Below are 21,183 nucleotides of genomic sequence, written 5' to 3'. Positions count from 1 at the left end.
CTCTCCCCTCCTTAACCCATTTGCACGGCGAGCACGAGGAACACCACGAGTGCCGCGACGATGTAGCAGATATAGATGCTGTAGTTGCCACCCTCGAGCTTAGTCGCGAGGTCGGCGAGCTTCTCGACACCCTTATGCGGGGCATCGACGAGAACCTTGTCGGGTACGGGCTCCACAGCCTCGGCCACACCGGTGAGCTTCTGGAAGAAGTGCGCGATGGACCAGCAGACGGCCGTGCAGCGGTCGCGCAGCGTGTAGAGCGGCTGCATAAACCAGGACACCTCGGAGGCAAAGGTCGTGGCCACGACGGGCATATGCTCGTTGGGAGCATAGCCACATGCCCACGGCTGGGACTTCTGCACCTTGCCGACGGTCTTGAGCTTGCGATAACCGCAGGCAAGGCCGACGAGCACCACGAGCGCAATGGCAATCGCGGGCGTGGAGGTGGCAGCGCCGGAGTACTGGTTCATGAGCTCCATGCCCTCGGCGGCAAACACGCCACCGTACGGATGCAGCACGGACGCGGCGACATCGACCAGCACGGGCGCGATCACGGGAGCGCCAATGCCCAGCACGACGCAGATGGCCGCGAGCAGGCCCTGCGCAAACACCATGGGGGCGGGAACCTCCTTGGCATTAGCCGCGGCCTCGGAGCGGGGCGCGGAGGCAAAGGAGACGCCATAGGCCTTGACGAAGCACGTGACGGCCAGCGCGCCGGTAATGGCAAGTGCGACGGCAGCGAACACGGCCACGATCATGACGGCCTTGTCACCCTGCATGGCGGCGTTAAAGAGCGACTGGTAGGTAAACCACTCGGACACAAAGCCGTTGAAGGGCGGAATGGCCGAAATGGCAAGCGCGCCAACGAGGAAGCAGATGGCCGTTGCCGGCATACGACGGAACAGGCCGCCCATCTTCTCCATATTGCGCGTACCCGTGGAGTACAGCAGCGCACCGGCGCCCAAGAACAGCTCGCCCTTAAACATCGCGTGGTTAAACGTGTGGTAGAGGGCGGCCATCAGGGCTAGGACGGCGATGCCGACCGAGTTGAGCGCCATGGCGGCCATGGAGGCGCCGACGCCGAGCAGAATGATGCCGATGTTCTCGACGGAGTGATAGGCCAGCAGGCGCTTGATGTCATGCTCCTGCAGGGCGAAGGCCACGCCGAGGACCGACGAGATCGCACCGAAGACCATGACCATAAGGCCCCACCAGACCTGAACGCCCGAGGCGGAGAGCAGGTCGAGACCCACCTTGAGGATACCGAAGATACCGATCTTGATCATGCCGCCGGACATGAGGGCCGACACGTTGGACGGCGCCTCGGGATGCGCCTTGGGCAGCCAGCCGTGCAGCGGGATGATACCGGCCTTGGCGCCAAAGCCAAAGAAGGCGAGCACGAAGCAAACGGATGCGACCGCGGGGCTAAACTGCGTGGCGCGGAAATCCGCAAAGGCAAACGAGCCGCCGGCGAAGTTGGTCATGGTGAGGAAGCTCGCCATGATGAGCACAAAGCCCACGTGCGCGATCACAAAGTAGAGCCAACCGCCATGGATGGAGTTCTCGTTCTCCTCGATCACGACCAGGAAGTACGAGGTCAGCGACATGAGCTCAAAGGCGACCAGGAACCAAAACACGTTGTCGGCGGTGATGACGAGCATCATGGACGCCACGAAGGTGTTAAAGAAGAAGCCGGCGCGGCCCTTTTTGCCCGGGTACTCATCAAAGTAGTTGAGACCGTAGATCGAACCGGCAAACGCGAGCACCGAGATGAGCGCCACGAACAGGCCGGACAGCTGATTGAGCAGCAGCTGGAAATGGGCAAACGGGAAGAACACGATGGTGTCGACCGACGTGACATCGCCCAGCACGGCCTGGATACCGGCCACAAACGAAAGCACCGCGGCGACGGCGCCGATAAGGCAGCCGGCGGTCTTGGCGGCGTTATCGGCCTTGATCAGCAGAACCGAGGCGAGCGCACCGATGCACGAGACGGCAAGCGATGCGATAAACAGCGTCATGCTATCCATTGTTTACGCTCCCTTCTGCTTTCTCGGACAGGCCCTGGGCCACAGCGGTAACGTCGACGACCGGACCGTTTTCGATCGAGCGCAGGCGCTTGGCCTCGTCGAGCTCGCGATCGGCCGCGCCACCCATGACGGTCAGCGCCTTGGTAGGGCACGCCGCCACACAATGCGGGCCGTCCGGATCGAATGCGCACAGGTCGCACTTGACAGCGCAGGTGTACTGACCAGGAGCCCACGTAAGCAGGCTGCTCAGGGACTTAGGATACGAAGGCGTCGGGTCGCACATGCCTGCGACACCGGCGATAGACGTGCCATCGGGATGGATGGCTCCGAAGGGGCACGCGATGGCGCACAGCCTGCACCCGATGCACTCCTGCTCCTTGACGTGGATGCGGTCGCCATCGTGCTCGATGGCATTCACCGGGCAGACCTCGGCGCAGGGGGCACCCTCGCAATGGTGGCAGGCAAGGGCGGCCGAAATACCGCCGGTCTTCACGAGCGCCAGGCGCGGCGTATCCTGAAGACCCTGCATCCGGTGGGCGTCGGCACAGGCGGACTGACATGTTCCGCAGCCGATGCACCTCTCCGGGTTGATGTCGATGAAGCGGTTCATCCCCACTTCCTTTCAAAATAACGGGCCGGACTCCCGAACGTACGGGACGCCCGGCCCAAAAAGCCAACGAGAACGGGACTACACGATTTGGTTCACGTGCGTCTCGTCGTCGAACTTGGCGGCACCGGGCTCAACGTCCTGGGGAGCGGCGGCGTCCACCAGAGCCTGCTTGAGCTCGGTGTACTGACGCTCGACCTCGCCCTCGGCCCAGACCTGGTCGGCGATAGCGTCGACCTGGCAGGCGGAGAACTTGTCCTCGGGCGTGTGCGAGACCGGGTCGACCTTGTGAATGGTCAGCTCGTTGCACTTGCCGATCCACCACTGATAGGTCATGTAGACCGTGCCCTTGTTGATGCGATCGCTCACGTCGGCACGGCTATATACCTGGCCGCGGCGGCTGTGAATCGAGACGATGTCGCCATTCTTGATGCCGCGCGCCTGGGCGTCCGCGGGATTCATGCGGACAAAACCGGGCTCGTCGGCAAGCAGCGCCAGCGTCTTGCAGTTGCCGGTCATCGAGCGGCAGCTGTAGTGGCCGACCTCGCGGACGGTGCACAGGATGAGCGGGTACTCATCGTCGGGAAGCTCGGAGGGCGCCTCCCAATCGTGCGCCATCAGGTTGGCGCGGCCGTCCTTGGTGGTGAACTTGCCACCAGCGAACATGTCGGGCGTACCGTGGTCGTTCACATCGGTGCTCTTGACGGGCCACTGGGCGTAGCCGCCCTCGGGAGCCATCTTCTCGTAGGTCGCGCCCACAAAGTTGGGGCACAGGCTAATGCACTCGTTCCAAATCTGCTCGGTGTTGTCGTAGTGCATGGGATAGCCCATACGCGTGGACAGGTCCGCGAAGATCTCCCAGTCGTGACGGCACTCGCCCTTGGGCGGAACGGCCGCGTCAAAGTGCTGGAAGCTACGGTCTGATGCAGTAAAGACACCCTCGTGCTCGCCCCAAGAGGTAGCGGGCAGGATGACGTCGGCGAGCATGGTCGTCTGCGTCATAAAGATGTCCTGGCAAATGAACAGATCCAGCTCGGAGAGCGTCTTGCGCATGCCGGCCGAATCGGGCTCGGTCTGCACCGGGTCCTCGCCGTAGTTGTAGAAGCAGTGCACCTTGCCCTCGTCGACCAGGTGGCCCAGGTCGGTGAGCTTGTAGCCCTCCTCGAGCGGGAGCTTTTCCTCGGGCACGCCCCAAGCCTTGGCAAACTTGGCACGCACAGCCGGGTCGGTGACTTTCTGGTAGCCAGGATACAGGTTGGGCAGCATGCCCATATCGCAGGAGCCCTGGACGTTGTTCTGGCCACGCACGGGCGCGAGGCCGGAGTTGGGTTTGCCGATCTGGCCGGCAACGCAGGCGATGGAGGCGATGGTGTGCACCGTCTTCAGGTTCTGCTTCTGCTGGCATACGCCCATGCCCCAGCCAATGATGGCAGAGGGCTTCGCCGTGGCGTACATCTCGGCAGCTTGGTGGATCAACGCAGGCTCGACGCCCGTGATGTCCTGTACGGATTCGGGAGTGTAGTTCTTGATGGTCTCCCACCACTCGTCAAAGCCGTTCGTGTGCTCGGCGACGAATTCCTTGTCGTAGAGGCCATCGTTGACCAAGCAGTTGGCAAAGGCGTTGAGGAACGCAACGTTGCAACCGTTCTTGATCGGAAGGTAGAGATCGGCGATACGCGCAGTTTCGATATGGCGCGGATCGGCGACGATGATCTTGCAACCCTTTTCTTTGGCTCGCACGATACGCCTTGCGACGATGGGGTGCGAATCGGCAGGGTTATAGCCGAAGAGGAAAATGCAGCCCGCATCCTCCATACCGGGGATGGAGCATGACATGCAACCTGAACCAACCGTGTCCATCAGACCGAGGACAGTAGGGCCGTGTCAAGTACGGGCGCAGTTGTCCACGCTGTGGGTGCCGATGCACGCACGCGTAAACTTCTGCATGACGTAGTTCGCCTCATTGCCGCCGCCTCGCGAAGAGCCGGTGGTCATGACAGCGTTAGGACCATATTCGTCAATTATGGCCTGCATCTTAGATGCGGTGAAATCCAGTGCCTCGTCCCAGCTTACGCGCTCAAGATCCGCGCCCTTAGTGCGGCGGATCATCGGGTGCAGTACGCGAGGAGTCAAGATCTTGGTGTCGTTGATGAAGTCGTAGCCGCTCATGCCCTTAAGGCACAGCTCGCTCTGGTTGGTGATGCCGTTGAGCGGTTCGGTGCCCACGACCTGGCCGTTTTGGACCAAGAGGTTAAACTGGCAACCGGCGCCGCAATACGGGCAGATCACTTTATGCTTCTCCATGACACCCTCCTTCCTTTCTCTGCTACCGAATACTCGGTACTTATTTGACAATCATTGGGCCTGTCGCCCGACGCTTACGCCTCGTTTTCGATGGTGGCGCGGGCACGCTCGGCAGTCAGTTCCGCCAGGCGCTCCTCGTCTACCAGGGTGAGGCCCTTGGTCGGGCACGCCTCGGCACACGCCGGACCGCCGGGACGGTCCACGCACAGGTCGCACTTGAGCACGAAGCTCTTGGTCTGCGAACCCACGCGCACGTCGCCCATCAAGACGGGGACCTGCGTGGTCGCCACGCTCACGGCGCCAAAGGGGCAGGCCATGACGCAGCTCTTGCAGCCGATGCAGTTGTCCTCGTTGACGCCGATGCGATGTTTCTTTGGATCAAAGAACAAGGCGCCCGTGGGACAAGCCTTGGCGCACGGGGCATCCTCGCAGTGATGGCAAGCCACCGGTGCGGAAATCTCGTACGTACGCGTCACGCGCAGGCGCGGCGCGGCGATGTTGCCGGGAATATCGTGTGCCTCGATGCACGCCGCCATGCAGGTTTGGCACCCAATGCAGCGCGAAGAATCGGCTACGACTCGTTTATTGCCCATGTTGTTCACTCCCTCCTGAATCCCATGCCGGAGAGACCCTGTCGACGTTGACCCAAGCCGCCCGTGGCCTGGCATCGACGTATCGAGTGCATGCGGCGAAACAGGCACTTCGATAGAATTCCTCCAACGATATACAGGTTAAATATACGCAGTTGCAGGGGGCAAACTTGAGCATAGGCCCTGCAATACGGGTGTATTGCAGGGGTTTTGGCAGGTTGGAATTATTCTCTAGAAGCTATAAAGGTGAGTGTATTACATGCGTACATCCAAGGGAGATTTCACGCTCGTTTATAAAGGATGTAATACGTTTGATATATATTTCGCGCTCATTAACTTGAGTGAAATAAAGTAGTGGTTATAAGATTGGTTATTAGCTAATGCTGTATTTGACCATTCATATTGCACGCTCATTAAGGGGGGCCAGTGATGTCATCGACTCAAAAAAGAGCCATCCTGCAGGTGCGCATTCGCGAGGAAGACAAGCAGCATGCCGAGCGTCTCTACGACGCCATGGGCACATCGCTCGCCGAGGCCGTTCGCCTTTTTGTCGCGCAAAGCATTTTGATGCGCAAGCTCCCCTTTCAGCCGGTCGCCGTGCGCTCAAAGGACGGCACCGCCGCCTATGGATCGCTAAAAGCATATGGTGACCCCAATCGCCGCGCCGAGGAGCGCAATGCCTGGATTGAATACCTTGCTACAGAAAGCGACGATTCGGTTTTGGGTCCCGAGGAAGTAGATATCCATGAGTAGCACCATCATCGACGAGACCGTCATCCTACGCTACCTGCTTAACGACGACGAGGTCTTGTCACCGCGCGCCGCCAAGGTCATCGCCACGCGCACCGCTCGCGTCTACCCCGAGATCATCACTCGCGTCGCCGTTACGCTGCGTGACGTCTACAAGGTCCCGCGTGTGGAGATTGCGACGGCCATGACCAAGCTGCTCGATGACGTCATGGTCGACGAGCCCACCGTTGTCTCCCTTGCCGTCAAACTCTTCGGCAAGACCCATATGGACTTTTCCGACTGCCTCCTCGCAGCCCGAACCGCCATCTACAACGATGATGTCGTGAGCTTTGGCAAGCCCATCATCCAAGGCATGATCGATACCGCCGCCAGCGCCAAACCGCCGCCGACGCTCGCGACCGCGCCGCCGAAGCCCGCAGTCACAGCACCGACTCCACCATCGACAAGCTCCGCCACCAATCCCGCCACTAGCCCCATCCCACCCTAAGTTGCGGTGAAATACAGACTGATTTATGCCTTTAAAGGCCTCAACAGTCCGCATTTCACCGCAACTTATTGAAGGTGGACCGCGAACGATTTCGCTATCGGGATTCGGCGTAGGGTTTTGTTGTCGGAATGCCGTAACCGCGCATCATGGCACCGAACGATTCTACGTCGTAGGTGTCCGAGAGTTTGAAATGAATGATGTTGTGGCCCATGGCGCGAAGGTTCGCGTCGCGCATGAGGGCCGCTCGATACGTTTTTGCCGCCGCCTGCTCGGGATCATTTTGAGCCTCGTCTTCAAACTTGCCTAGCCCATGCAGCTCTGCCAGCGTCCATGAGCCGTCTGACATCTGCCAGCCATAATCTGCTAGATAATAGCCAGCGTTTCCCGGTCGCGTTATCTCAACTTGAAGCTCGGGCGCGACAACCCCAGCGAGAATCATCGCTGCTCTCGCCTCAGACTCGCCGCCATTGTCTGACCTGCCGTCCATATACTCAAAAACGTCAAAAGCACGCGCGATGCCATGCAACCCTCGGCAATTTGCCTGCGCATATGCTCGCAGCTCTTCGCGTTCGACATCGTACTCACGGGCCAAGCCATCGACATAGCCCAGCGCATAGCGAAAGGCGCTCGTTCGGGCGATATCAACAACCGTTCGACATGGATCCGTCAGTGTAAACAGACCTAGCCGCCACACTTCGCCCGCCCGCCAGCGTTTGTATTCAACGAACTCATACGTATCACGCCTTGTAGACCGTGGCAGCAGTACTTGCACTTTATCCAGAAGCGTATACGCCGAGCCGATGCCGTAGAGCAGCGCTGCTGTCGATCCGCAAAACACAGCATCCGGTTCAACGACCGCAATAGCGGATGCCAGCTGAAAGATGCGATCTTCAACCCCAAGATTATTCCAATAGACCGGATCCGCATACACGTGGTTGTAAAGACGAAGCATGAGCTCTTCCTGCATAAGCTCACGCGCACGGCGTTCATCCCAAGGATCAATTGTTATAAGCAGCTGTCCATCTTGATGAATTCCAACGGCCGAGAATAGCATCCTTGCATATGACTGCGGAAAATGTTTGCCTTTATCGAGCATGGCCAACCCCATAACCATCACGGCGGAGAGAATACCATTACGCTATCGCATGCTTCCGTCCGCAGGCCTTGCCAAAAGCTGACCAAAAGCTTGACGCCGCAGGTCAGAGCTTCAAAAAATATTTCCACTCTCGGTAGACGGTCGCTACGACCCTCCCAACGGCATCAAAATCCAACCTTACAAATAGTTGCGGTGAAATACGGACTACATGGGCCATAAAAGCCGAAAAACAGTCCGTATTTCACCGCAACTTAGAAGGGGATGTGGGGTCCCGGCATGCATATGAAAACGGCTCTGGCACCAAATAGAGCCAAAGCCGTTTAAACTATCCTATGGAGCGGGCGACGGGAATCGAACCCGCGTCATCAGCTTGGAAGGCTGGGGTTCTACCATTGAACTACGCCCGCAAGATATGGTCGGGACGACAGGATTTGAACCTGCGACATCCTGCTCCCAAAGCAGGCGCGCTACCAAACTGCGCCACGTCCCGAAGGTGTTGAGCAGCTAAGGTCTAAACCTTGCGTGTCCCAAAGCGAAGGAAATTATAGGGGAGACTCCCCGCCTGTGCAAGCGCAGAAACACTAGCTCCTCGAATGTGCGACAAACTGGCTATGGGCCAGGCCGATCACAAACGCCACTACGGCGACTGGTGCCCACGCAGCACCGATATCTGCCAGCGGCAACGCATCGAACGGCAGCCACGCGCCAGCAAAGAACGCATCGCGGACCGAAGTGATCACGCTCTGCACCGCGACCACGCCGCCGACCCAAACCCAAACCTGCGGATGTGCGTCGCAAAAAACATGCACCAGGCCCATAAGTACCAGCACAATGGCAACGGGATACAGTGCATTGAGCATGGGCACCGAGAACATGAGGATCACATCGAGGCCCACGTTGGAGAGCACGCACGAGAACGCCGCGAACACAAAGGCGAGAACCGCAAAGGGACGGCGCATGGCCTCATCGGAAGCCTCCGCTCCCCCTTCGACCACATACGTCTCGCAGAAGTAGCGTGAGCAGCAGCTGATAAGGCCGATGCACACATTCATGCAAGCGAGGAAGAAAATCGCAAAGACCACGACCGTGCCGGCAAGCCCAAAGTGCATGGAGGCCGAACGAGCGAGGATGGCGGCGCCGTTGGTGGCATCGGGCATAACCGTGCCGAGCTGCATGCCGGCAAGGCCCAAGCCGCAGTAGATGATGGCCATGAGCACGCCGGCGATCACACCGGAACGCGAAATCTCGAAGGCCACGCGCTTATCGTCGGTAACGCCGAGCTCATGAATGGTCTCGGCGATGATGATGCCAAAGGCGAGCGACGCAAGCAGGTCCATGGTCTGGTAGCCAGTCAAAAAACCCTGCACGGCGGCACCGGCATTGTAGGGAGCCTGCGGCGCGGCAGCGGGACCCAGCGGCGAAATCACGGCAGCACCCACGACCAGCACGATGAGCGCAATGAGCGCGGGGCCTGTAATGCGGCCGAGCACGCGCGTGATGACACCCGGGCGCAGCGTAAGCGCAAACGCGACGACGAAGAACCCAACGGCAAACACCAGGCGAGCCGTATCAAGCGAAACGCCCTCGGGCAGCAGCGGCACCAGCATCTCGAAGGCCGTGGAACTCGTGCGCGGAATAGCCAGGCACGGGCCGATGGCCAGATAGACCGCCGCGACAAAGAACTCACCAAACTTGGGGTGCACGCGGCCGGCAAGCTCGCGCGCCGTGCCGGCGAGCGCGACGGCGATAAATCCCATGACGGGCAGACCGATGGCGGCAATCAAAAAGCCGATCATGGCAAGTGGCGTGGCCGTGCCGGCCTGAAGTGCCAGCAACGGCGGAATGATGAGGTTACCGGCGCCAAAGAGCATCGAGAACAGCGCAATGCCGACGGTAACGACATGGTCGGAGCGCAGACCGCGCGGGGCGGATGAGGCCATAGGCACACCTTTCGGGTCGAAACAAAAACGGGACGGGCAAAAGACCCGTCCCGCAAGTATATACGCTCTAGCAGGCTAAATCGCGCAAAGCGTCAATCGCAGTGTCGACTTCCTCGTCCGTGTTGAAATACCCAAACGAGAAGCGGACGACGCCCTGGCGCTCGGTCCCCAGCGCGCGGTGCATGAGCGGAGCGCAATGGGCACCGGGGCGCGTCGCAATCCCTAACCCTTGCGTGAGCGCGTCCGAGATCTCAGCCGAATCGATATCGCCTACGTTGAGCGACACGATCGCCGAGCGCGACGGCTGGTCAAAGGCGCCGTAGAGCTTGATTTCTGGAATCTCACGAACACCGGCGAGAAAGCGATCGGCCAGGGCGCGTTCGTGAGTCGCAATCGCTTCAACTCCACCCTGAGCCTCAATAAAATCAAGGCCTGCGGAAAGGCCCGCTATGCCATGACCGTTGAGCGTGCCCGCCTCAAGGCGCGTGGGCCACTCAAGCGGCTGCAGCGCATCAAAGCTGTGCACGCCGGTGCCGCCCATGGCCCACGGAGCCACGTCAACGCCATCCGCCACGGCCAGGCCGCCGGTGCCTTGAGGTCCCATGAGCCCTTTGTGGCCGGTAAAGCACACAACGTCGAGCCCCATGGCGTGCATATCAATATGCGCCGTGCCGGCAGACTGAGAGGCGTCAACGATCACCAGCGCACCGGCCGCATGGGCCATGGCCGCCACGCGCGCAATGTCGACCGCGTTGCCGGTCACATTGGAGGCGTGCGTCACCACCACAGCACGCGTGCCCGGCGTGACCAACCGCTCGAGCCCGTCGTAGTCGAGCACGCCGCTCGCATCGCAACCCGCATGCCCAACCGTCACACCCTGCTCCGTCGCCAAGCGATTGAGCGGACGTAGCACGGAGTTGTGCTCGAGCACCGTTGTGACCACACGGTCGCCGGGGCGCACCACGCCATTGATGACGGTGTTGAGCGCCGCAGTGGAGTTGGGCGTAAAACAAACATGGTCGGCCCGATGGCAACCCAGCAAGCGTGCAAGCTTGGCACGGCAAGCGTGAATCGTACGAGCGGCATCGAGGGCACCCGACGTGGCGCCGCGTCCGGCATTGCCGAGCGAGCACATCGCCTGTGTCACGGCATCGATCACCGTCTGCGGCTTGTGCATGGTCGTCGCCGCGTTATCCAGGTAGATCATCGCACGACCTCCCACATATCAATCACGGTATAGCCCTCGGTAGGAACACTCGCCGCGGCGAGTTCGGCGCGCAGCAGCTCCTCATCGGCAGGCGACGCCTTCCACGCCAGACCGCAGCCGGCAGCGACCTCCCCGGGCACGGGAATCGTTCGCCCGGGAAGACCGCGCTCGATGCACAGGGACTCGCAACCCATGGCGGCCGCCGTGGTGGGAAACGTGATGACAAGCGCCGGGCGCTTCTCCCTCATGGCAACTCCAACCAATACGCTACGGGCGCACGACGCGCACGGCCTGCTCCATCTTCTCCACAATCACGTACATGTTGGTGACTTCGCCCACCGCGAGCTGGTCTTTAATGCCATAGTGGTCGAGGCAGGTGCCGCAGGTGAGAATCTCGACACCCTGCTCGGCCAGGCCCTTCAGGTCGTCGAGCACCGGCGAGCCCTCGACGGTGAGCTTGGCGCCGCCGTTGTAGAACAGCATGGTCGCGGGCAGCTCCTCCTGCTGCGTCACGGCAAAGATGAAGGCCTTCATGAGTTTGTGGCCCAGCTCGTCGTCGCCACGGCCCATGCAGTCGGTGTAGACGGAAATGACGAGCTTGCCCTTGCCGGCGCTTGCGTCGCAAAAAGCGGCACCGTCCTGCTCGGGGTCCACAACGGCCACGGCGCCAGAGGTCGCCACGGTCACGTGCCACTCGGCGTCCGAGATCTTCTCGACCGAGGCCGCGCAGCCCTTCTCCTGCGCCATCTTGGAGATGTTCTTGACCGCGGTCTCGTTATCGACCGAGGTCACCACGGCACCCTCGCCTTCAAGCTGCTTCAGGGCTTTGAGCGTCTTGACGACGGGCAGCGGGCAGGCATCGCCCATGGCATTGACTTCAATTTTGGTAGACATAGCAAAATCCTTTCGAAAGAACCGTTCTAGAGAACGGTAAACAGTTACATAAACGTGCGGGCTAGCGAACAACGCGAACGGCAGGACCGCCCGGCACCGGCTCGCACACGCGGCCGATTGTGGCGGCAACGCGCCCCTCGGCATTCAGGCGACGCGCAAGCTCATCCACATCCGCCGCGGGCGCCGCGATAAGCAAACCACCAGACGTCTGCGGATCGTACAGCGCGTCGAGCATACCCGACTCCAGGTCCTCGTCGGCAGCCACACGCGGGCCAAAGAAGTCCTGGTTGCGGTAGGAGCCCGCGGGGATAATGCCCAGACGCGCCATATCGAGCACCTGGTCAAAGAGCGGTACCGCCCCCGACGCAAGCTCAACCTGCACGCCCGAGCCCTCGGCCATCTCACACGCGTGCCCGATCAGGCCAAAGCCCGTAATGTCGGTGCAGCCGTGAAGTTCGAGCCCCTCGGCCAGACGAATCGGCGCCTCGTTGAGGATGCGCATCGAGTCAAACATGGCCGCGGCCTCGTCCTGCTCGATGAGCTCGCCCTTAATGGCCGTGGTGATAATGCCCGAGCCGATCGCCTTGGTCAGCAGCAGAACATCGCCCACGCGTGCGCCGCTGTTGGCGAGCATGCGGTCGAGCGCGACAAAGCCGCTCACAGACAGGCCATACTTGGGCTCGTCGTCGTTGATGGTATGGCCGCCCGCGATGGAGCAACCCGCCTCGACGCACTTGTCGGCGCCGCCCGCCAGAATCTGACCGGCAACCTCGATGCCCAGACAACTGGGTATGCAGAGTAGGTTCATGGCATGGCTCGGCCGCCCGCCCATGGCGTAGATGTCCGACAGCGAGTTGGCCGCGGCAATCTGGCCAAACAGAAACGGGTCGTCGACCATCGGCGGGAAGAAGTCGATGGACTGCACAAGCCCCAGGTTCTCCCCTACGCGGAAGACGCTCGCATCGTCAGAGGTATCGAACCCCACGAGCAAGTTGTCGTTATGCACATTTGGCAAGTCGCCCAGAACCTGGGCGAGGGCTCCGGGAGCCAACTTAGCGGCTCAACCGCTCGCGGCAGTCATAGACGTAAGCTTAATCTGATCGTCAGCCATCGATACCTCCTCTCATCGGTCAATCATTTTCTCCCAGTATACGCATGAATGCGAGCCTACGGCGGATGCATTAATTGAGCGCCTGTGCGCGAATCGCCGCGCCGATGGCACCGGCGAAGCGGGCCTGGGGCGAGGTGGTGACCGGCGACCCCAGCAGCGCCGCCAGCCGCTCCACAACGTAAGCGTTCTCGCACAAGCCTCCCGTCAGGTAGTACGGAGCATCCGTCGCCTGCCCGGCCATAGTGGCCACGCGCGAGACCACGCTGTCGATCACGCCACGCGCAATGTTCTCGCGCGGCTCACCGCGACCGATCAGGCTGATAACCTCACTTTCGGCAAACACCGTGCACATGCTGCTGATCTTGGTGGGCTCACCGGAACGCGCCAGGACGGCCATCTGCTGCTGGGAAATGCCTAGGCGGTCGGCCATGATCTCCAAAAAGCGCCCCGTGCCGGCAGCGCACTTGTCGTTCATGGCAAATTTGGCCACGCGACCGCCCTTGATCTGAATGACCTTGGTGTCCTGACCGCCCACGTCGATCACGGTGCCGTGGTCGCCAAACAGGCGCACAGCACCGGTACCGTGGCAGGTAATCTCAGTCACGACCTTATGCGCACAGGGCACGGCGACACGACCGTAGCCGGTCGCGATCACGCGCACGTCGTCGGCAGCCACGTCATAGCCGGCCGCGGCAAGCTCGCCGCGCAGACGCTCCGCCGCATCGACCGAGGAGAACCCGGTTGGCTGCACGCACGTCCACGCCACCGAACCCCCTCCATCGACCACAGCAGCCTTAGCCGCCGTAGACCCGATATCGATCCCGATCCCTATCATGGCTCTCTCCCAATCTAAACATCAAAGGTAGCGGCGCGTTCAGGCGCCTTAGCTCTAGGTTTCTCAGGTACCGGAGATTGCCCCGAAAGAGGAGCGCAGCGTACATTGGGTACGCAAGCGACGGTTTGAGGAGCAAGATCCGGTGCCTGAGGAAGCTAGAGGGTTTCGATGAAGGCGGCGATGCGGGTCTCGATCTGTCCCATGTCGCCGTTGCTGTAGTCGGTCTCGATCTTCATGTACGGAATGCCCGCACCCTCGACAGCCTCCTGCATGCGCGCACTCTCCACGTTAAAGGTGTGGCACGCCTGGAGCACGCTCTCCACTACGCCATCGACGTGATACTTCTCGCACATGGCCAGCGTGTTTTCCATACGACCGTCGTTGGGCGTCATGACCGAGCAGTTAATGTCCAGGTAGCGGTCGGCGATGGCGCGCAAGATGTCGGGAGCCTCCGGGTCGATCATCATGGCCGCCGTGCGCTCGCCCGAGCAGTCGTCCATGCACACGACCACACCACCGTTGGACTCGATGGTGCGACCGATCTTGTTGATCACGCCGCCCACCGGGCAGCCGGTGATCAGAATGCGCTTGGCATCCGCCGCAACCGGGCGCTCGCTCGCGTCGTAGGCCTCGCGCAGCTTGACAACCTTTTGCTCCAGCTGCTGCGTATAGGCCTCGATATCAAAGCTAAACGTACCGGCAAACATGGTGCTCATCAGGTCGACGCCGCTCATGGCCGCCGGCTGGTTGGCCTGCAGCGCAAACATCTCGAGCTGGGCCGCACGCAAGCGGTTGCGACGACGGACGGCAGCGCGCAGATCATCGTCGGTAATCGCGATGCCGTAGAAGTTCTCGAGCTCCTCCTTGAGCAGACGGCACTCCTCGTACCAGCCCTCGCGCTCGTAGGCTCGATCGCGGCCCTGCGGAAGATGCAGAATGTGCGTGCGCTTGAGCTCGTTGAGCAGCTCGTACATCTTCTTCTTGCCGTCGCAGGTGGTCTCACCGATGATCATGTCGCTAAAGTACGTAAACGGGCACTTTTGCGAATAGGCAAAACCATACGTAGACTTGATGAGCGGGCACAGGTTTGCCGGCAGCACCTTCTCGGCCTCGGGAATCACCTCGTCGGACGTGCCGCACAGCGCCACGCTCGCAGCCCCCGCGGCATCGATAATCTCGAGCGGCGTGTAGCTGCACAGAAAACCGACCAGGCGATTACCCGCCTGCTTATAATCCTTGACGCGAATAAACGCCGCCTTGCGTTGCTCGTTGAACTCCTCAAACGTGGACGGCAACGGCTGCTCAATATTTTCCGACATATAACTCCTTAACAAACCTTTTAACCAACCAAGGAAACGGCTTTCCCAGGTGCCCGAGGTTGCCGTGAAAGAGGAGCGCCGCGTACTTTGGTATGCAAGCGATGGTTTGAACGGCAAGATCGGGTGCTTGGGGAAGCCGCTGGACCGGATAGCCCTAAATGGTTTCCAAGAAAGCCTCAATCCTGGTTTGCAGTTGGCCTGCATCCTCGCCGGCGTAGTCTGTCGTGATGTGCATAAACGGAATGCCTGCCTCCTCGGCAGCCTTCTCCACGGCAAACGACTCCATCTCGTAGAGCGTGCAGAACTGCAGAGCCACGTCGACGATGCCGTCGGCATGTAGGTCCTGGGCCATCTGGACAATGTCTTTCATACGCTGATCGTTGGGCGTAAAGACGGCGCAGTTGATCTTAAAGTAGCGCTCGGCGATGGCGTCGAGCATCTCGTCAACCGTCTCGCCGGACTCGTCGACCAGGTCCTTGTAGTAGCGCGAGCCCGTGCAGGACTCCTCGCCTACCACAACGCCGCCGGCCTTCTCGATAAGGTTGAACAGCTTCCAGTTGGGCACGGCCATGGGCGTACCGGTGTACAGGATGCGCTTGGTCCCCTTGGGTGCCACGCCCTCGCTGGCCTCGACACGCTGCTCGCACTCAGCCGCCATATCGTTGATGGCTCCGGTCAGACGCGGTGTGTCATCCATAAAGGCGGCCTGAACGGTCAGCAGGCTGTCGAGACCGCTGATGGGCGCAGGGTCGGCAGCGCGGGTCGCAGCGAGGCGCTGCAGGGCGCGACGCTTCTCATTGACGGCGTGGATGGCAGCCTTCAGACGCTCGGGCGTAATCTTGACGCCGCACTCTTCCTCGATCTTGGCGGCGAGTTTCTTGACCTCGGCCTTCCAGGTCACGAGCGTCGACTCGTCGTGCACGTTGGGAATATCCATGACGTACATGTTCTTTTGCGTTGCAAAGAACTCGTAGGCCTTCTTCTTGCCATCGCAGGTGTTCTCGCCTACCACCAGGTCACTCGACTCAATGTAGGGGCAGACCTCGCCCAGCTTAAAGCCGGCAAAGCTCTTGATAAGCGGACAGGTGTTGCGCGGCAGGTGCTCCTCGACCCTATCGGCTGCCCAATCGGCACCAGAGCACAGACCCACGGGGATACCGTCGCAGGCAAGTACGATCTCCTCGGGCACGTACACGCAGAACGAACCCACGATCTTGGTGGCCTCGCCAGCCTCCTTCTTGTCGAGCATCTCCTTAATGCGGCCGCTATGGATGTTGGTGGCCACAAAGTCCAGGTAGGACGTGGACTTGGGGCGATTGTTCTGCGTCAGGAACATATCGCCGTACATCTGGCCCACGGCGCCCAGCAGCATGTCGTGGTCGGCAAGATTCATGCCGAGGCTCTCCCACATCGGATGGAAATCAAATTCTTCAGCCATGACGGTTCCCCTCTCGAACCAAAAATGGATAACAGCGGTATCGATGCACGACGGACGGCGATTGCCCGGCCGTGCTCAAACCCGGAATTTTAGGGAACCTGCTTTGCGGTCGATTATTTAGTTGTGCGTCGTCTCTCCCGGAGCCGTGAACATACCTGCTCATATGCGACTCCGAGCCATATACAGGGCGCGCGCGGCAACGCGGCGAATATATGTCATCTGCGGCATGTGCGCACCCTCCTTTACCAGTTGAGGTCAACTATATCAACGGTCGCCGACCATGCGAACACCGTTGACATTCGTACGACAGCGTCGTGTGCCATCGCTTAATAAATAATTATCTTAATTGATAAGAGTTTGTCATTCCTCATTCGGCGAACGGCAAAAACAAAGCCGCCGAGGCTTATATGCCCCGACGGCATTACCCGGCGCTATCGACAAACCAAATGGATCCTGCTGGCATCAAAATGCATGCGCAGCGTCTCGCCTGCTTGCGGCAGCTCGTCGACAGGCACGCCCACCTTGTTGACCTTCCACTGCAGACGTGTGGGCGCATCGACGCGCGGCACGTCCAGCAGCACCAGCCGCTCAAAGCGCGAATCGCTCACACGGGCCACGTGCAAATCATAGCTGTTGCGTCCCCGCTCCGCGCGATTGTCAACATGGAAGTAGCTTGCGCGAATGCCCAGGTACGCTGCATTATCGGGAACCTCGCGACCCACGTTAAAGGTCATGCCCCAGTCGAGGGCCTCAACTTCTTCGTCGCCGATCTTGCGCGCCCGGCTTGTGTTCTTGCAGCCCGTCAGGCGCAGTGCCGCCAGCGTCTGCGGACGGCGGACCACGTCCTCGACAGAGCCGATCTCCTCAACATGCCCGTCGTGCATCACGCAGATGCGCTGGCACAGGCGGCACGCCTCGTCGATGTCATGGCTCACGTAGAGCACGGTGCGGTTACAGACGTCGAACAGGTCGAGCATGTTCTGCTCGAGTGCGCTCTTAAGATAGGAATCGAGCGCGCTCATGGGCTCGTCGAACATAAAGATGCCCGGATGCGCCGCCACCATACGGGCAAGCGCCACGCGTTGCTGCTGCCCGCCCGAAAGGCGCGCGGGGTAGCGGTCGGCAAAATCGGCTAGACCGAAAATGCTCAGATAGCGCTCGGCGAGCTTTTTGCGTGCGGCGGCGTCGCCCGCATCCTTTACACCGGCGCATACGTTATCGGCCACCGTCATGTTAGGAAACAGCTGATAGTTTTGGAACAGCAGGGCGCATTTGCGCGCCTGTGGCGACAGGTTGATGCCCGCCGCCGAGTCAAAAAAGGTCACGCCGTTGACGACGATCTTGCCCTCGTCGGGCGTCTCCACACCGGCAATGCAGCGAAGTGTGCAGCTCTTGCCGCAACCCGAGGCACCGAGCAACGCCACGCGCTCCTCGCCGGCCTCAAGCTGCATGTCGAGCATAAACCCGGGATAGTGCTTTTTTATATCCAGAACGAGCGACATGGCCTATCGACCTCCCTTTGCGACCGTGTCATCGCGCATAAGCTCGGCCAACGCCTCGCGATCGATGCGCAGCGCATCGCCGCCGACTGGGTCGAGCGAATCGCCCTGTCCGGCGAGATCTTTGGCCTGCTTGCGCTCCGCGCGGGAAAGGCCCCGCTCGCGATACTTTTGCGAGTGCGCCGTGTACATGTTGATAAACAGGATGACCAAGAAGCTAAAGGCGATCACGACGACAACCCAAAAGAGAGCCACCGACGTGTTGCCGCCCATCCACTCAAAGTAGATGGCGATGGGGATGGTCTGGGTAATGCCGGCATAGTTGCCCGCAAAGAACAGGGTGCAGCCAAACTCGCCCATGGCACGCGCGAAGGCGAGCACCGTGCCGGCGGCAATCGAGGGCCAACCAAGCGGCATCATAAGCTTGGTGAAGATGCGACGTTCGGGCCATCCCAAGGTTCGCGCGGCGTCGAGCATCTGCGTGTCGAGGCTCTCGAAGGCACCGAGCGCCGTACGGTAGACCAGGGGAAACGACACCACCACGGCAGATATCACCGCCGCGGGCCACGTAAAGACGATCGAGACGCCGTGCGCGATAAGCCACTGGCCAACATTGGTCGATCGACCAAATAGCATAAGCAGCAAAAAGCCGCACACCGTAGGCGGCAGCACCATGGGAATCGTAAAGACCGAATCGAGCAGGCCCTTGATGCGACTCGAGGTACCCATAGTCTTCCACGCTGCGAACAGGCCCAGCGCAAAGGAGATCAGCAGGGCAAGGCCGCTCGTTTTTATGGACACCCAAAACGGGCGATAGTCGATATCGCCCAAAAAGGAGACCAGAGAGGTCAAGGGCCCCTGCTCATCCCGTAACACGACAGACGATGCCTCTACCATTTGAGCGCTATCAAGCCAACGCGCGCCGCCCTTGGCATCACCCGAGGCTGATGTAATCACCACATAGCGGTCCCCATCCGCACCGCGCTCGTCAAAGCCATAGGTATACCCGCCGGCATCAAACGTTGTTTCCGACGTGACATACCAAGGAAGATCCACGTCCCCTAGCTGCGCACCTCCCATGCAGTTTGCGCTGTCGAGCTCACAGACGAGGGCCTTGAGACCCGATACGCACTCGTTGTCCTGCGGATCCAATCCATACTTCTCGACCGCCTTAGGCGATATCCACACCACAACGCGATCGGCAGCGGGCGCCACCACAAGGTCCACGTCCTCGTCAACGGGAAACCGGTAGCCCTCAGGCTGGCCCTCCATGGCACGAGCGGTCCCCTTGGCCAACCGCTCAAAACCCTCGATCCCATAGGAAAGCCCATGAGCGGTCGCAGCAACCTGGGCCCCGTCCTCAGCGTCCCCAGCAAACGCAAATCCCGGCACCCAGCAAAGCGCGAAGGTCAAAGCACAGGCTACAAGCATGCGGAATCTATTAAGCACGAAAAGCTCCAAGCGAATACAAGGACGGAGTGAAACACAAAACGATGGAATTATCGCGCCAAGCCGCACTACGCGGAAAGCTCAAAGCCGTACTTGGCCCAAATCTTCTGGGCCTTCTTGTTGGTCAGGCAAAAGTCGATAAACGCCTTGGCCTCGTCGGCGTGCTCGGAGCTCTCGGCAACGGCACCCGGGTACACGATGGGCTTGTGCGAATCCTCGGGGCACACGAAGGCCTCCTCGATGCCGTCATATCGGAAGATGTCGGAACTGTAGACAAAGCCAGCCACGCAGTCGCCCGTAGAAACGTAGGCGGCAGCGGTGCCGACCTTGTCGGCCAGCGCGACCTTGTCGGCGATCTCGAGCACGTACTCGCCGTCATCGCCCTCGGTGCCGGTGTAGAGGCCCACAGAAGCCAGCGCCTGGTTGGCGTACTTGCCGGCGGGAACGGTCTTGGCGTCGCCAATGGCGATCTTGCCGTCCAGGTTCGCGACGTCGGCGATGGCCTCGACCTTGGTGTCGGAGCCCTCGGCGCGAATGATCACGAGGTCGTTGACGAACATGTCCTCGCGGGTATCGGTATCGACGAGCTCGGCGGCCTCGGCGTCGTCCATGGTGCCCTTGGAGGCCGTGATGAGCACGTCGACGGCGGCACCGACGCGCATCTGCTCGACAAGGTCGCCAGACGCCTTAAACTGCGTGTCGGCAAAGGTGGTGCCGGTCTGCTCGGTGTAGAGCCCCTGAACCTCGGGCAGGGCCTTCTCGAGCGAGTTGGCGGCAAAGACCTGCAGCTCGACAGCCTTCTTCTTAGAGAAAGACTTGGCGGAGCCGACATCGGAGCCAGCGGGCTCGGACGTCTTGTTGCCCGAGCAGCCGGCAAGGCCAAGGCCGGCGGCAGCAGCAGCAGAAAGCGAGACAAAACCGCGGCGTGAAACCATATCGAACATATTCAACCCTTTCGAACGCTATGCCCGGGCACCCCGCCGCAGGCTTTATTCTGTTACTAGATTATACTTACGCGCGAATAATGATAGTGAGAAATTATTCTCGCCAGAGAATATAGTTTCGAGTTGCCGTGCACCTCGGCGTCGCTTCGGCGGAAAACAAAGGCGGAGCAGCCGTTCAGGTCGCCCCGCCGCAGGTAAACCGCTTAGTTGGTATGTCCGCCGCCCGCTGTCATCTGAGCCGCATGCTCCAGCTGGTCTGCTATGGCCTCCCAGCTTTCGCGGGCGGCCTTCGTAGAACCGGGAAAGTTTACGACAAGCGTATGACCTCGTTGCATGCAAATAGCCCGCGAGAGCATAGCGCGGCGCGTCTTGGTCATGGAGTACGCACGGATTGCCTCTGCAATACCCGGCACATCGCGGTCGCAGACGGCACGCGTCGCCTCGGGCGTCACGTCGCGCATCGAAAGTCCCGTGCCGCCACAGGTGAGCACGACATTGGCGTGGCACTCATCGGCAGCTTCCACAATGGCATCACCGATCTCGCTGGCGTCGTCGCGCACGACCACATGTGAGACGACCGTCCAGCCCTGCGCCTTGATAAGTTCCTCGAGTGCGGCTCCAGCCTCGTCCTGAGCAAGATCGCGCGTATCCGAGCACGTCACAATCGAAATTTTCAACTCCAT

19 protein-coding genes, 2 tRNA genes and 1 pseudogene are annotated in these 21,183 nt (G+C 60.6%); 2 read left to right on the top strand and 20 right to left on the bottom strand.

The window, feature by feature from the left end; all coding sequences use genetic code 11:
- Nucleotides 1-11: 11 nt before the first annotated feature.
- The 5 genes and pseudogenes from hyfB to NBH09_RS06550 form a co-directional block, all read right to left on the bottom strand.
- A complete protein-coding gene (hyfB, locus tag NBH09_RS06565) occupies nt 12-2,030 on the bottom strand; it encodes a hydrogenase 4 subunit B (protein WP_215673407.1) in 2,019 nt (672 codons plus the stop codon).
- Nucleotides 2,023-2,640: a 4Fe-4S dicluster domain-containing protein gene (locus NBH09_RS06560; RefSeq protein ID WP_022095203.1), complete on the bottom strand. Its 618-nt coding sequence runs from the start codon at nt 2,638-2,640 to the stop codon at nt 2,023-2,025. Before NBH09_RS06560 ends, hyfB begins: the two co-directional genes overlap by 8 nt.
- Nucleotides 2,641-2,718: 78 nt before the next feature.
- A complete protein-coding gene (gene fdhF / locus NBH09_RS06555; RefSeq protein ID WP_465038248.1) occupies nt 2,719-4,806 on the bottom strand; it encodes a formate dehydrogenase subunit alpha in 2,088 nt (695 codons plus the stop codon).
- Nucleotides 4,792-4,941, bottom strand: a pseudogene (locus NBH09_RS10120) (hypothetical protein); the annotation flags it as partial. The gene fdhF and the pseudogene NBH09_RS10120, both read right to left, overlap by 15 nt.
- A 74-nt stretch (nt 4,942-5,015) precedes the next feature.
- Nucleotides 5,016-5,534 (bottom strand): 4Fe-4S dicluster domain-containing protein, encoded by a 519-nt coding sequence (locus NBH09_RS06550; protein WP_250787411.1) that lies wholly within the window; start codon nt 5,532-5,534, stop codon nt 5,016-5,018.
- Nucleotides 5,535-5,960: 426 nt separating this feature from the next.
- On the opposite strand from NBH09_RS06550, the gene NBH09_RS06545 reads away from it, so the two are divergent.
- Nucleotides 5,961-6,284 (top strand): type II toxin-antitoxin system RelB/DinJ family antitoxin, encoded by a 324-nt coding sequence (locus tag NBH09_RS06545; RefSeq protein ID WP_250787409.1) that lies wholly within the window; start codon nt 5,961-5,963, stop codon nt 6,282-6,284.
- Entirely contained in the window at nt 6,277-6,768 is a 492-nt protein-coding gene (locus NBH09_RS06540; protein WP_250787408.1) for a type II toxin-antitoxin system VapC family toxin, read from the top strand. Before NBH09_RS06545 ends, NBH09_RS06540 begins: the two co-directional genes overlap by 8 nt.
- A 94-nt stretch (nt 6,769-6,862) precedes the next feature.
- Here NBH09_RS06540 and NBH09_RS06535 read toward each other — a convergent pair whose 3' ends face one another.
- The 15 genes from NBH09_RS06535 to NBH09_RS06465 form a co-directional block, all read right to left on the bottom strand.
- Nucleotides 6,863-7,864, bottom strand: coding sequence for a hypothetical protein (locus NBH09_RS06535; RefSeq protein ID WP_250787406.1), 1,002 nt, complete (start codon nt 7,862-7,864; stop codon nt 6,863-6,865).
- A 333-nt stretch (nt 7,865-8,197) separates the two neighbouring features.
- Nucleotides 8,198-8,271, bottom strand: a tRNA-Gly gene (locus NBH09_RS06530).
- Between the two features lie 6 nt (nt 8,272-8,277).
- Nucleotides 8,278-8,354, bottom strand: a tRNA-Pro gene (locus tag NBH09_RS06525).
- 91 nt (nt 8,355-8,445) lie between these two features.
- Entirely contained in the window at nt 8,446-9,804 is a 1,359-nt protein-coding gene (brnQ, locus tag NBH09_RS06520) for a branched-chain amino acid transport system II carrier protein (RefSeq protein ID WP_250787404.1), read from the bottom strand.
- Between the two features lie 67 nt (nt 9,805-9,871).
- Nucleotides 9,872-11,011, bottom strand: coding sequence for an aminotransferase class V-fold PLP-dependent enzyme (locus NBH09_RS06515; RefSeq protein ID WP_250787402.1), 1,140 nt, complete (start codon nt 11,009-11,011; stop codon nt 9,872-9,874).
- Nucleotides 11,008-11,259, bottom strand: coding sequence for a putative Se/S carrier protein (locus tag NBH09_RS06510; protein ID WP_250787400.1), 252 nt, complete (start codon nt 11,257-11,259; stop codon nt 11,008-11,010). The genes NBH09_RS06515 and NBH09_RS06510 overlap by 4 nt, the downstream gene beginning before the upstream one ends.
- Nucleotides 11,260-11,278: 19 nt before the next feature.
- Nucleotides 11,279-11,905 (bottom strand): sulfurtransferase-like selenium metabolism protein YedF, encoded by a 627-nt coding sequence (gene yedF / locus NBH09_RS06505; protein ID WP_250787398.1) that lies wholly within the window; start codon nt 11,903-11,905, stop codon nt 11,279-11,281.
- A gap of 61 nt (nt 11,906-11,966) precedes the next feature.
- On the bottom strand, nt 11,967-13,016 hold the full coding sequence (gene selD, locus NBH09_RS06500) for a selenide, water dikinase SelD (RefSeq protein WP_250787396.1): 1,050 nt from the start codon (nt 13,014-13,016) through the stop codon (nt 11,967-11,969).
- Nucleotides 13,017-13,086: 70 nt separating this feature from the next.
- Nucleotides 13,087-13,851 carry an acyl-CoA dehydratase activase gene (locus NBH09_RS06495; RefSeq protein ID WP_250787395.1) on the bottom strand — a complete coding sequence of 255 codons (765 nt, stop codon included), beginning with the start codon at nt 13,849-13,851 and terminating at the stop codon, nt 13,087-13,089.
- Between the two features lie 155 nt (nt 13,852-14,006).
- Nucleotides 14,007-15,170 carry a double-cubane-cluster-containing anaerobic reductase gene (locus NBH09_RS06490; protein WP_006234128.1) on the bottom strand — a complete coding sequence of 388 codons (1,164 nt, stop codon included), beginning with the start codon at nt 15,168-15,170 and terminating at the stop codon, nt 14,007-14,009.
- Nucleotides 15,171-15,324: 154 nt separating this feature from the next.
- A complete protein-coding gene (locus NBH09_RS06485) occupies nt 15,325-16,608 on the bottom strand; it encodes a double-cubane-cluster-containing anaerobic reductase (RefSeq protein ID WP_250787394.1) in 1,284 nt (427 codons plus the stop codon).
- 431 nt (nt 16,609-17,039) lie between these two features.
- Nucleotides 17,040-18,110 (bottom strand): sulfate/molybdate ABC transporter ATP-binding protein, encoded by a 1,071-nt coding sequence (locus tag NBH09_RS06480; protein WP_250787392.1) that lies wholly within the window; start codon nt 18,108-18,110, stop codon nt 17,040-17,042.
- A 3-nt stretch (nt 18,111-18,113) separates the two neighbouring features.
- On the bottom strand, nt 18,114-19,556 hold the full coding sequence (gene modB / locus NBH09_RS06475) for a molybdate ABC transporter permease subunit (protein ID WP_250787390.1): 1,443 nt from the start codon (nt 19,554-19,556) through the stop codon (nt 18,114-18,116).
- Nucleotides 19,557-19,624: 68 nt separating this feature from the next.
- Nucleotides 19,625-20,500, bottom strand: coding sequence for a molybdate ABC transporter substrate-binding protein (gene modA / locus NBH09_RS06470; RefSeq protein WP_250787389.1), 876 nt, complete (start codon nt 20,498-20,500; stop codon nt 19,625-19,627).
- A gap of 203 nt (nt 20,501-20,703) precedes the next feature.
- Entirely contained in the window at nt 20,704-21,183 is a 480-nt protein-coding gene (locus NBH09_RS06465) for a MogA/MoaB family molybdenum cofactor biosynthesis protein (RefSeq protein ID WP_250787388.1), read from the bottom strand.

Origin of the sequence: Collinsella sp. BG-O-102 (genome assembly GCF_023656745.1) — a bacterium.
GTDB lineage: Bacteria > Actinomycetota > Coriobacteriia > Coriobacteriales > Coriobacteriaceae > Collinsella.
Note: the sequence above shows the minus strand (reverse complement) of the source record. Positions and strands in the feature narration are given on the sequence as shown.

Excerpts from the sequence above, each read along its gene's own strand:
- NBH09_RS06540 (WP_250787408.1), top strand. The coding sequence starts at position 6,277 with ATGAGTAGCACCATCATCGACGAGACCGTCATCCTACGCTACCTGCTT.
- hyfB (WP_215673407.1), bottom strand. The coding sequence starts at position 2,030 with ATGGATAGCATGACGCTGTTTATCGCATCGCTTGCCGTCTCGTGCATC.
- yedF (WP_250787398.1), bottom strand. The coding sequence starts at position 11,905 with ATGTCTACCAAAATTGAAGTCAATGCCATGGGCGATGCCTGCCCGCTG.
- brnQ (WP_250787404.1), bottom strand. The coding sequence starts at position 9,804 with ATGGCCTCATCCGCCCCGCGCGGTCTGCGCTCCGACCATGTCGTTACC.
- NBH09_RS06560 (WP_022095203.1), bottom strand. The coding sequence starts at position 2,640 with ATGAACCGCTTCATCGACATCAACCCGGAGAGGTGCATCGGCTGCGGA.
- NBH09_RS06550 (WP_250787411.1), bottom strand. The coding sequence starts at position 5,534 with ATGGGCAATAAACGAGTCGTAGCCGATTCTTCGCGCTGCATTGGGTGC.
- modA (WP_250787389.1), bottom strand. The coding sequence starts at position 20,500 with ATGTTCGATATGGTTTCACGCCGCGGTTTTGTCTCGCTTTCTGCTGCT.
- NBH09_RS06535 (WP_250787406.1), bottom strand. The coding sequence starts at position 7,864 with ATGCTCGATAAAGGCAAACATTTTCCGCAGTCATATGCAAGGATGCTA.
- NBH09_RS06515 (WP_250787402.1), bottom strand. The coding sequence starts at position 11,011 with ATGATCTACCTGGATAACGCGGCGACGACCATGCACAAGCCGCAGACG.
- NBH09_RS06495 (WP_250787395.1), bottom strand. The coding sequence starts at position 13,851 with ATGATAGGGATCGGGATCGATATCGGGTCTACGGCGGCTAAGGCTGCT.
- NBH09_RS06485 (WP_250787394.1), bottom strand. The coding sequence starts at position 16,608 with ATGGCTGAAGAATTTGATTTCCATCCGATGTGGGAGAGCCTCGGCATG.
- NBH09_RS06465 (WP_250787388.1), bottom strand. The coding sequence starts at position 21,183 with ATGGAGTTGAAAATTTCGATTGTGACGTGCTCGGATACGCGCGATCTT.
- NBH09_RS06545 (WP_250787409.1), top strand. The coding sequence starts at position 5,961 with ATGTCATCGACTCAAAAAAGAGCCATCCTGCAGGTGCGCATTCGCGAG.
- NBH09_RS06480 (WP_250787392.1), bottom strand. The coding sequence starts at position 18,110 with ATGTCGCTCGTTCTGGATATAAAAAAGCACTATCCCGGGTTTATGCTC.
- NBH09_RS06510 (WP_250787400.1), bottom strand. The coding sequence starts at position 11,259 with ATGAGGGAGAAGCGCCCGGCGCTTGTCATCACGTTTCCCACCACGGCG.
- NBH09_RS06490 (WP_006234128.1), bottom strand. The coding sequence starts at position 15,170 with ATGTCGGAAAATATTGAGCAGCCGTTGCCGTCCACGTTTGAGGAGTTC.